This window comes from Pseudomonas sp. QL9 (assembly GCF_041409665.1).
Taxonomy (GTDB): Bacteria; Pseudomonadota; Gammaproteobacteria; order Pseudomonadales; family Pseudomonadaceae; genus Pseudomonas; species Pseudomonas knackmussii.
Genome location: NZ_CP166971.1, coordinates 3575200 through 3582500, shown reverse-complemented (window position 1 = coordinate 3582500; position 7301 = coordinate 3575200). Strand labels below are relative to the sequence as shown.

Here is a 7301-nt window from a genome sequence, read left to right as displayed (position 1 = left end):
ACGCATTTCACCGCTACACAGGAAATTCCACCACCCTCTACCGTACTCTAGTCAGGCAGTTATGGATGCAGTTCCCAGGTTGAGCCCGGGGATTTCACATCCATCTTACCAAACCACCTACGCGCGCTTTACGCCCAGTAATTCCGATTAACGCTTGCACCCTTCGTATTACCGCGGCTGCTGGCACGAAGTTAGCCGGTGCTTATTCTGTTGGTAACGTCAAAACAGCAAGGTATTAACTTACTGCCCTTCCTCCCAACTTAAAGTGCTTTACAATCCGAAGACCTTCTTCACACACGCGGCATGGCTGGATCAGGCTTTCGCCCATTGTCCAATATTCCCCACTGCTGCCTCCCGTAGGAGTCTGGACCGTGTCTCAGTTCCAGTGTGACTGATCATCCTCTCAGACCAGTTACGGATCGTCGCCTAGGTGAGCCGTTACCTCACCTACTAGCTAATCCGACCTAGGCTCATCTGATAGCGTGAGGTCCGAAGATCCCCCACTTTCTCCCGTAGGACGTATGCGGTATTAGCGTTCCTTTCGAAACGTTGTCCCCCACTACCAGGCAGATTCCTAGGCATTACTCACCCGTCCGCCGCTGAATCAGAGAGCAAGCTCCCTTCATCCGCTCGACTTGCATGTGTTAGGCCTGCCGCCAGCGTTCAATCTGAGCCATGATCAAACTCTTCAGTTCAATACTGATTGGGTTTTGAGAAAACCCTAAACTTGGCTCAGCAATCGCAAAAAACTCTCGAATTCACGAGTGTTACTTGTGATGCTGATAATCTTGCGATCACCAGTCTTAACTCACAAGCACCCACACGAATTGCTTGATTCAACTTGTTAAAGAGCGTTTCGATTAAGCCTTTCGTCTCAACCGAGGCCGCGCATTCTACAGCAGCCCTTCTTGCTGTCAAGCTGTTTTTCGAAAATCTCTTTTCTACTCAACCGCTTGCGCTTTCGAGCAGCAACGCTTCTCGTCAGCGGGAGGCGCATATTACAGCGTTGAATTTCGCTGTCAAGCACCTCGGCGATCTTCTTTCATCGAGCCCGCAGAGGCGAACAAGAGAAAGCGGCAAGCGAGTCGCCTGCCGGACCACCACTCTCAGCCTCGAGAACCTGTAAGTGCTTGATTTTCAAGCTCTTTCAGCGCTTCGTCGCTGGGAGTGGTGCGCATTATAGGGACTTAAAAATGCCCGTCAACGACTTTCTGAAAGAATTTTCAGCGCGAGGCGAGTCGAGTCCGAAGGACCGGCAGCTGCTTCGCTATCGGAGGTACCCGCACTATCAGTAGCAACAGCCCCAGAGACGCGTACAGCGCCCAGCGCTCGAAGTCGGAGCGAACGACCCACAGCATATGTAGAAGCCCGAAACCGAGGATGACATAGATCAGCCGGTGCAATTTCTTCCAGTTCGCCCCCAGCCTACGCATGCTGTATTTGTTCGAGGTCAACGCCAGCGGAAGCAAACAGAGGAAACCCAAGGCGCCAACGATGATGTAGGGGCGCTTGCGCAACTCGACGCCCAGCTGCGCCCAATCCAGCCCAAGGATGAACACACCATAGGCGCACAGATGCAGGCATATATAGGCAAAGCACCACAACCCCAGCTGCCGGCGAACCTGAATCCAGCCTCCCCAGCGCGTCAGCTTCTGCAGCGGAGTCATCGCCAGTGTGAGCAGCAGGAGAATCAGGCCGCCCTGCCCCAACCGATCAACCAGCGCCTTACCTGGATCAGGTCCCAGCGCAAATATCCAGGCCTGATACAGCCAGTACAGCGGCGGTAACAAAGCCAGAATGAAAACGGTGATTCGCCAGATGGGATTACGCATCAGTAGTTCACCCTCAAATCCATGCCCGCATACAGCGAAGCGACCTCTTCGGCATAGCCGTTGAACATGAGGGTGGGACGAATATTCGGGCTGAATAATCCACTAGGTAGGCGTCTTTCATGAGCCTGAGTCCAGCGCGGGTGGTCCACAGTCGGATTGACGTTGGCATAGAAGCCGTACTCGTCCGGCGCCAAGCTTTGCCAAGTAGTCTTCGGCTGTTCGGCGACAAAGCTGATACGGATGATCGACTTGGCACCTTTGAATCCATATTTCCAGGGAGCGATCAGGCGCAGTGGCGCACCGTTCTGGTTAGCCAGCACCCGGCCGTACATTCCGACAGCCAGTATTGCCAGCGGATTCATGGCCTCGTCCATGCGCAGACCTTCCACATATGGCCATTCGATCAACGCGAAATTGGATTGCACACCGGGCATGTGCGCCCTATCGACCAGCGTTTCGAAGCGCAGGTATTTGGCATTGCCGGTCGGCTCGACGCGCTTGATCAGCTCCGCGATCGGGAAGCCTATCCAGGGAATCACCATCGACCAGGCTTCCACGCAGCGCAGCCGGTAGATGCGCTCCTCCAGCTGATAGGGCTTGATGAAGTCTTCCAGGGCGTACTTGCCGGGCTTGGCCACTTCTCCGTCGATTACCACCGACCACGGCTCGGTCTGCAGAGCACCGGCGTTTGCTGCCGGATCTGTCTTCTCGGGTCCGAACTCGTAGAAGTTGTTGTAGTGGGTCGCGTCGGCAAAGGGGGTGATGCTTTCCCCTTTGACGGTTACGGCATCCCATTTGAGCGCGCCTAGCTTTTCATCGAACCAGGCAGGAGTTTGCGCAACCGGATCGACACCGTCGTAGCGAGAAGGATCGGCACTCGCGAATCCCGGCAAGGACGCCAGCGCGATACCAGAGAGGCTTCCGCCGAGAAAGCGGCGACGTGACAGGTAGAGAGCTTCGGGAGTGACTTCCGACTCGTGGCAGTCGGACGGGCGGGCAATCTTGATCAACATGGCGGGCTCCGCAACTACTGGCTGAATGCGCCAATAGACTGCGGAGCCCGTGCGGAATTACACCGCAGGGGGCTGCTTGCGACGGCGCAATTGCAACAAGTATTGCACCGGGCCGGACGCAGCATAAGCGAGGAACAACAGCAGCAGGATGCGCGGCGGGTCGGTGAAGACTACGGCAAATGCCAGCACCACCACGAGGATTGCCATAAACGGCACGCGACCGCGCAGGTCGAGATCCTTGAAGCTGTAGTACTTGATGTTGCTGACCATCAGCATGCCGGCAGCCGCGACCATCAGCGCAACCAGCAGCGAGACCTTGGCGCCCTGCACCTGGAAGTCAGCAAACGCCCAAACGGTACCAGCGACCAGAGCCGCGGCAGCCGGGCTGGCCAGGCCGATGAAGTAGCGCTTATCGGCTTTGCCCACCTGCGTGTTGAAGCGCGCCAGGCGCAGCGCAGCACCCGCAACATAGATGAAGGCAACCATCCAGCCGACCTTGCCCAGGCTGCTCAGCGCCCACTCAAAGGCAACCAGCGCCGGCGCTACGCCAAAGGCGACCATGTCGGACAGCGAGTCGTACTCGGCACCGAAGGCACTTTGGGTATTGGTCAGGCGTGCAACGCGACCGTCCAGGCCATCCAGGACCATGGCGACGAAAATGGCGATGGCCGCATTGGAGAAGTCGCCGCTCATGGCATTGATGATGGCGTACAGGCCAGTGAACAGGGCCGCCGTGGTGAACAGGTTGGGCAGCAGGTAGATGCCACGATGACGCACCTTGCGCCCCTGATCGTCGTGCCCTTCTTCGATGTGCTCATCGATGGGGAGCAGGCTTTCGGTTTCTTCGGAGACCTTGTTCGGCTCCTCGGGACCTTCAGTCATGAAAACTTCCTTGGGAACTCTACGGGAGATGAATGCACGGACCGGACAGGGACCCGCGCGCCCAGGCTTTATACCAGAAGCGTGGGCAAGAACGAAAAAACGCGGCCGAGGCCGCGTTTCTTCGAGTGTCGCGAAAGCCCTTAGTTCTTGGACTTGTCGACGATCTTGTTGGCAGCGATCCACGGCATCATGGCGCGCAGCTTCTCGCCAACGACTTCGATGCCATGGGCAGCGTTGTTGCGGCGGTAGGCGGTCATCGATGGGTAGTTGGCAGCGCCTTCGGTGATGAACATCTTGGCGTATTCGCCGTCCTGGATGCGCTTCAGAGCGTTGCGCATGGCAGCACGGGACTCGGCGTTGATCACTTCCGGACCGGTCACGTACTCGCCGTATTCGGCGTTGTTCGAGATCGAGTAGTTCATGTTGGCGATGCCGCCTTCGAACATGAGGTCAACGATCAGCTTCAGTTCGTGCAGGCACTCGAAGTAGGCCATTTCCGGCGCGTAGCCAGCTTCGACCAGGGTTTCGAAACCGGCTTTCACCAGCTCGACGCAACCGCCGCACAGAACGGCCTGCTCGCCGAACAGGTCGGTTTCGGTCTCGTCCTTGAAGGTGGTTTCGATGATGCCGGTACGGCCGCCGCCGACGCCGCAGGCATACGACAGGGCGACGTTCTTGGCATTGCCGGAAGCGTCCTGGTAGATGGCGATCAGGTCAGGGATGCCGCCGCCTTTTACGAACTCGGAACGTACGGTGTGGCCCGGAGCCTTCGGCGCGATCATGATCACGTCGAGGTCAGCGCGCGGTACGACTTGGTTGTAGTGGATGGAGAAGCCGTGAGCGAAGGCCAGGGTGGCGCCTTTCTTCAGGTTCGGCTCGATCTCGTCCTTGTACAGGCGGCCCTGGAACTCGTCCGGGGTCAGGATCATGACCAGGTCGGCAGCAGCAACGGCTTCAGCGACTTCGGCGACTTTCAGGCCGTGGTTCTGAGCCTTGGCAACGGAGGAAGAGTTCGCACGCAGGCCGACGGTAACGTCGACGCCGGAATCCTTCAGGTTGCAGGCATGGGCGTGGCCCTGGGAACCGTAACCGATGATGGCAACTTTCTTGCCCTGGATGATGGAGAGGTCACAGTCTTTATCGTAGAAAACGCGCATTTGGGTAATCCCCTGTCTATTGGCCTCGTGGGCCGTCTTTCAAATTCAGATGCTGAGAGTCTTGTCGCCACGGGCGATGCCGGTCACACCGGTACGCACCGTTTCGATGATCGAGGCGGTCCCGATGGCCTGGATGAAGCTGTCCAGTTTGTCACTGGTGCCTGCCAGTTGCACGGTGTACACGCTGCTGGTCACGTCGACGATCTGTCCGCGGAAGATGTCGGTAGTGCGCTTGACCTCGGCGCGCTGGGCGCCGGTAGCCTTGATCTTGACGAGCATCAGCTCGCGTTCGATGTGCGCGCTTTCCGACAGGTTCACCAGCTTCACCACCTCGATCAACTTGTTGAGGTTCTTGGTGATCTGCTCGATGACCTCGTCCTGGCCGGCAGTGGTCAGGGTCAGACGCGACAGCGTCGGATCCTCGGTCGGGGCGACGGTGAGGGTTTCGATGTTGTAGTTGCGCTGGGAGAACAGGCCGACAACGCGGGACAGCGCGCCGGGTTCGTTTTCCAGCAGCAGGGAAATGATGTGTCGCATGATCAGGTACGCTCCGTCTTGCTCAGCCACATGTCGCGCATCGCACCGCCACGGATCTGCATCGGGTAGACGTGCTCGCTGGTGTCGACCTGGATGTCCATGAACACCAGGCGATTCTTCAGGGCGAAGGCTTCTTCCATCATCGGCTTCAGGTCCTTCAGCTCGGTGATGCGCATGCCCACATGACCATAGGCCTCAGCCAGCTTGACGAAGTCCGGCAGGGATTCCATGTAGGAGTGCGAGTAGCGGCTGTTGTACTGCATGTCCTGCCATTGGCGGACCATGCCCAGAGCACCGTTGTTCAGGTTGACGATCTTCACCGGCAGGTCGTACTGCAGGCAGGTCGACAGCTCCTGAATATTCATCTGGATGCTGCCCTCGCCGGTTACGCAGGCGACGTCGGCATCCGGGAAGTTCAGCTTCACACCCATGGCGGCCGGGAAGCCGAAGCCCATGGTGCCCAGGCCACCGGAGTTGATCCAGCGATTGGGCTTGTTGAAGCGGTAGTACTGCGCCGCGAACATCTGGTGCTGGCCTACGTCGGAGGCGACGAAGGCGTCACCGCCGGTGACTTCCCAGAGGGTCTCGATCACGGTCTGCGGCTTGATGATGCTGCCGTCACCCATGTTGTAGGGGAACAGGCCGCGGCTGCCGCGCCATTCGTCGATCTGCTTCCACCAGGCGGCCAGCGCTTCCTTGTTCGGGGTCTCGCCGATTTCCTTGAGGATGGCGACCATTTCGGTCAGGACGCTGTCTACCGGGCCAACGATCGGGATGTCGGCCTTGACGGTCTTGGAGATCGAGGCCGGGTCGATGTCGACGTGGATGATCTTGGCGTTCGGGCAGAACTTGGCTGCGGTTTCACCGTTGATCACCCGGTCATCGAAGCGCGCGCCGACGGCGAAGATCACGTCCGCGTGGTGCATCGCCAGGTTGGCGGTGTAGCTGCCGTGCATGCCGAGCATGCCGACGAACTGGCGATCGCTGCCCGGGTAGCCACCCAGGCCCATCAGGGTGTTGGTCACCGGAACGTTGAGGATGCGCGCGACCTCGGTCAGAGGCTCGGCGGCATTACCCATGATCACGCCGCCACCGGAGTAGATGATCGGACGCTTGGCGGCCAGCAGCATCTCGGCGGCCTTGCGGATCTGACCGGAGTGGCCACGGACGGCAGGGCTGTAGGAACGCAGCTTGACCTTCTTCGGATAGGCGTACTCGAACTTTTGAGTCGGGTCGCCCATGTCCTTCGGAATATCGATCACGACCGGACCGGGACGGCCGGACTGGGCAATGTAGAAGGCCTTCTTGATCACCTCGGGGATTTCCGCCGGGTGCTTGATGATGAAGCTGTGCTTCACGATCGGACGCGAGATACCGACCATGTCGGTTTCCTGGAACGCGTCGGTGCCGACCATGTTGCTGGACACCTGGCCAGAGATCACCACCATGGGGATCGAGTCCATGTACGCGGTAGCGATGCCGGTGATGGCATTGGTCGCGCCCGGACCGGAAGTCACCAGGACCACGCCAGGTTTGCCGGTGGCGCGCGCATAGCCGTCGGCCATGTGAGTGGCGGCCTGCTCGTGGCGAACCAGGATGTGGGTCACGTCGTTCTCTTTGAAGAGAGCGTCGTAGATATGCAGGAGGGCACCGCCCGGGTACCCGTAGATGTACTTAACGCCTTCGTCACGCAGCGAGCGGACGACCATTTCAGCGCCGGATAAAAGCTCCACGTTGTCACCTCTAGAACGCTATATACGGAAACCCCCGACGTGGGGGACCGACTTGGATGGCTGCCCGGCAGACATGGGCGAATGTAATCGCCGGCTACGTCGACTGCCGATTGAGCAGAACCTGGAGACGCTCCTGTTTGTGTTACG

The 7301-nt window shown here is 58.8% G+C and carries 6 protein-coding genes and 1 rRNA gene (1 of these 7 running past the window's edge); all 7 read right to left on the bottom strand.

The genetic code is table 11. The features are described 5' to 3' along the window. Positions 1–695 (bottom strand): 16S ribosomal RNA (locus ACA097_RS16795) (it extends 842 nt beyond the left edge of the window). A 528-nt stretch (positions 696–1223) separates the two neighbouring features. After that, entirely contained in the window at positions 1224–1832 is a 609-nt protein-coding gene (gene msrQ / locus ACA097_RS16790) for a protein-methionine-sulfoxide reductase heme-binding subunit MsrQ (protein WP_043255220.1), read from the bottom strand. Beyond that, on the bottom strand, positions 1832–2845 hold the full coding sequence (msrP, locus tag ACA097_RS16785) for a protein-methionine-sulfoxide reductase catalytic subunit MsrP (RefSeq protein WP_043255221.1): 1014 nt from the start codon (positions 2843–2845) through the stop codon (positions 1832–1834). Before msrP ends, msrQ begins: the two co-directional genes overlap by 1 nt. A gap of 57 nt (positions 2846–2902) precedes the next feature. Continuing rightward, complete coding sequence (gene pssA, locus ACA097_RS16780; RefSeq protein WP_043255223.1) at positions 2903–3727, bottom strand: CDP-diacylglycerol--serine O-phosphatidyltransferase; 825 nt, start codon at positions 3725–3727, stop codon at positions 2903–2905. 140 nt (positions 3728–3867) lie between these two features. After that, positions 3868–4884 (bottom strand): ketol-acid reductoisomerase, encoded by a 1017-nt coding sequence (gene ilvC, locus ACA097_RS16775; protein WP_043255226.1) that lies wholly within the window; start codon positions 4882–4884, stop codon positions 3868–3870. A gap of 45 nt (positions 4885–4929) precedes the next feature. Further along, positions 4930–5421: an acetolactate synthase small subunit gene (gene ilvN / locus ACA097_RS16770; protein WP_043255228.1), complete on the bottom strand. Its 492-nt coding sequence runs from the start codon at positions 5419–5421 to the stop codon at positions 4930–4932. A 2-nt stretch (positions 5422–5423) separates the two neighbouring features. Further along, entirely contained in the window at positions 5424–7154 is a 1731-nt protein-coding gene (locus ACA097_RS16765) for an acetolactate synthase 3 large subunit (RefSeq protein WP_371364630.1), read from the bottom strand. Between the last annotated feature and the right edge of the window lie 147 nt (positions 7155–7301).

What these genes read in the sequence shown, in the direction of transcription:
- msrQ (WP_043255220.1), bottom strand. Translation starts at nt 1,832, where the DNA reads ATGCGTAATCCCATCTGGCGAATCACCGTTTTCATTCTGGCTTTGTTA.
- msrP (WP_043255221.1), bottom strand. Translation starts at nt 2,845, where the DNA reads ATGTTGATCAAGATTGCCCGCCCGTCCGACTGCCACGAGTCGGAAGTC.
- pssA (WP_043255223.1), bottom strand. Translation starts at nt 3,727, where the DNA reads ATGACTGAAGGTCCCGAGGAGCCGAACAAGGTCTCCGAAGAAACCGAA.
- ilvC (WP_043255226.1), bottom strand. Translation starts at nt 4,884, where the DNA reads ATGCGCGTTTTCTACGATAAAGACTGTGACCTCTCCATCATCCAGGGC.
- ilvN (WP_043255228.1), bottom strand. Translation starts at nt 5,421, where the DNA reads ATGCGACACATCATTTCCCTGCTGCTGGAAAACGAACCCGGCGCGCTG.